Source organism: Dolichospermum sp. UHCC 0352, from assembly GCF_009711925.1.
Classification (GTDB): domain Bacteria; phylum Cyanobacteriota; class Cyanobacteriia; order Cyanobacteriales; family Nostocaceae; genus Dolichospermum; species Dolichospermum lemmermannii.
The window spans coordinates 1-2,839 of the sequence record NZ_VIKY01000292.1 but is presented as its reverse complement, the minus strand read 5'-3'; the positions used below and the strand labels follow the sequence as shown (position 1 = coordinate 2,839).

Sequence of the window (2,839 nt, the reverse complement as noted above, 5' to 3'; positions counted from 1 at the left end):
GGGGTTAGGTTTTTGGAGATTACGGGTTTGATATAATACTTTTCAAACAACCTCTAAGGTGCTTGAAAGTTTTGGATTTTTAATAGTACGAGAAAAAGAGCATATTTCTATGATTAGACAAAATTCTGATGGCACAAATACTCCTTTAACTTTACCAAATCATAAACTTATTAAAGGTTCTACTCTCAGAAGTATCTGTACTCAATCTGGTATTTCACGGGATGATTTTATTGCTGCTTATGAACAAGATTAGAAATATATTTGCTCTGATTGGGGGATGTTGTGAGTGAGATAAGTTCTCAGGATTATGCTAATTTCTGCTATGAGATTAAACAGCGAATCCGCGATCGCCAATTGGCAGCTTTACGCAGTGTAAATCGGGAATTAGTGCGGCTATATTGGGAAATTGGCGAGTTAATTCATCACAAGCAGGAAACCCTGGGCTGGGGTAAATCTGTGGTGGAAACTCTAGCGCGAGATTTACAAGGTGAGTTTCCAGGACGGAATGGGTTTTCGGCGGCAAATTTATGGTTTATGCGCCAGTTTTACGGTGAATATGTGGATAAGCCAAATCTCCAACCATTGGTTAGAGAAATTAGTTGGACGAAAAATCTGATTATTTTTAGTCGTTGTAAAGATGATTTGGAGCGGGAATTTTATCTCCGGGCTACGGCTCGTTATGGCTGGACAAAGGCGGTACTTCAGCATCAAGTAGATAATAAGAGTTATGAGAAATATTTACTGAATCAAACTAATTTTGATGCCACTGTAACCGATGATATCAAGGCACAGGCGGTACTGGCGGTTAAAGATAACTATACTTTTGATTTTCTGGATTTGGCGGAACAACATTCAGAACGGGATTTAGAGCGGTCTTTGGTGCAGAATTTACGGGGGTTTCTGTCTGAGTTGGGGGGTGCGTTTGCGTTTATTGGTAATCAATATCGGCTGGAGGTGGGTGGTCAGGAATACTTTATTGATCTACTATTATTTCATCGTCGGTTACGCTGTTTGGTGGCAATTGAGTTGAAAATAGGTGATTTTAAGCCGGAACATAAGGGCAAAATGGAATTTTATCTGGAGGCTTTGGATTGTCAAGAAAAGATGGAGGGTGAAAATCCGCCGATAGGAATGATTATTTGTCGTTATAAAAATAAAACGGTGGTGGAATATGCTTTGCGAACGGCATCCCGTCCGATTGGGGTGGCGACATATACAATTGTACCGCAGTTGCCTGATGCTTATCGTGAGCAGTTGCCTAGTCCTGAAGAGATTGCTAAACGGTTAAGATTATGGGATGGGCAGGAGATAGAATTAGATTAAATCTCTTAGTTTTTGTCAAAAGAATTTTGAATTGGGGAATGTTATGAACACAGATTGGAAAGAGATGAAGTTAATAGATGTTCTTCAAAAAACTGAAACTATTAACCCCCAGAAAAATCCTAACGCTAGTTTTGAGTATATTGATGTTTCTAGTATTTGCAACAAAAGATTTGTAATTCAAGAAGTATCTACAATTGTTGGTAAAAATGCCCCAAGTCGTGCTAGAAGACTTGTAAGAAAAGGTGATATTTTATTTGCAACAGTTCGTCCAACTCTCAAAAGAATTGCTGAAGTTCCACAATATTTAGATGGTCAGGTTTGTAGTACAGGTTATTTTGTTTTAAGACCCAAAGATTTTGTAGAAGGAAAATTTCTATTTTATTTCCTGTTTACTAAAAATTTCATGGGAGCAATGGAGCAACTTCAAAAAGGTGCTAGTTACCCAGCAGTTAATGATGGAGATGTAAGTAGTCAAAGTATTTTTATTCCCCCACTTCCAGAACAAAAGCGGATTGTGGCGATCGCAGATGAAGCATTTGAGGGGATTGATAGAGCGATTCGTAATACGGAAAAAAACCTCTCTAATGCCCGCGAATTATTTGAAAGTTATCTAAATTCAATCTTTACCCAAAAAGGCGACGGGTGGGAAGAGAAAACACTTCACGAAATATCAACTCAATTTAGTAGAGGAAAATCAAAACACCGACCAAGAAATGATAAAAAACTTTATGATGGTCAATATCCATTTATTCAAACAGGAGATATCAGAAATTCAAATCATATTGTAAATAGATATTCACAAACTTATAATGAAGTAGGTTTAGCTCAGAGCAAGTTGTGGACTAAAGGAACAGTATGTATAACTATTGCGGCAAATATAGCAGAAACAGGAGTATTAGATTTTGCAGCCTGTATTCCTGATAGTATTATTGGTTTAGTTGTTGATCAAAACAAAGCAAATAATATGTTTGTTGAATATATGCTACAAGCATTCAAATTTATTCTAAAAGCTAAAGGACAAGGAAGCGCCCAAGATAATATTAATATGGGAACATTTGAATCACAAACATTTCCATTTCCTTTAATTGATGAGCAAGAAAAAATTGTTGAAAAGTTAGATTTTCTTTCCGCTGAAACCCAACGCCTCGAAACCATCTACCGCCAAAAAATCGCCGCATTAAAAGAACTGAAACAATCCATCCTACAAAAAGCATTTACAGGAGAACTCACAGTTCAACTTCGCTCACCAACCACCGCAGATAAAGGGGAAAAATAGAAAAGATGATAAAAATATTTTGTCTGAATCAGGATGCTCAGGATTTAAGGATGTACAGGATGTTTGTTGATATTATAAAATAGTATTTATTTCCGACAGAAAACGAATAAATCAATCCTGAAAATCCTCTAATCCTGGAAATCCTGATTCGGACAAAAAATGTCCAGGCTGTTTATTGATATTATCAATACTATTGCCAAAATAAGAGCCTTGATAATTTTTGGCAAAAACGGCAAAAAT

3 protein-coding genes are annotated in these 2,839 nt (G+C 36.7%); all 3 read left to right on the top strand.

Annotated elements, in window-relative coordinates; translation table 11 throughout:
- Positions 1-58 precede the first annotated feature (58 nt).
- Genes FJR06_RS21335 through FJR06_RS21325 form a run of 3 tightly spaced genes read left to right on the top strand, consistent with a single transcriptional unit; the run spans position 59 to position 2,599 of the window.
- Positions 59-253: a type II toxin-antitoxin system HicA family toxin gene (locus tag FJR06_RS21335; protein ID WP_168632103.1), complete on the top strand. Its 195-nt coding sequence runs from the start codon at positions 59-61 to the stop codon at positions 251-253.
- Between the two features lie 29 nt (positions 254-282).
- Positions 283-1,323: a YhcG family protein gene (locus FJR06_RS21330; RefSeq protein WP_371724278.1), complete on the top strand. Its 1,041-nt coding sequence runs from the start codon at positions 283-285 to the stop codon at positions 1,321-1,323.
- A 43-nt stretch (positions 1,324-1,366) separates the two neighbouring features.
- Positions 1,367-2,599, top strand: coding sequence for a restriction endonuclease subunit S (locus tag FJR06_RS21325; RefSeq protein WP_168652227.1), 1,233 nt, complete (start codon positions 1,367-1,369; stop codon positions 2,597-2,599).
- Positions 2,600-2,839: the final 240 nt, after the last annotated feature.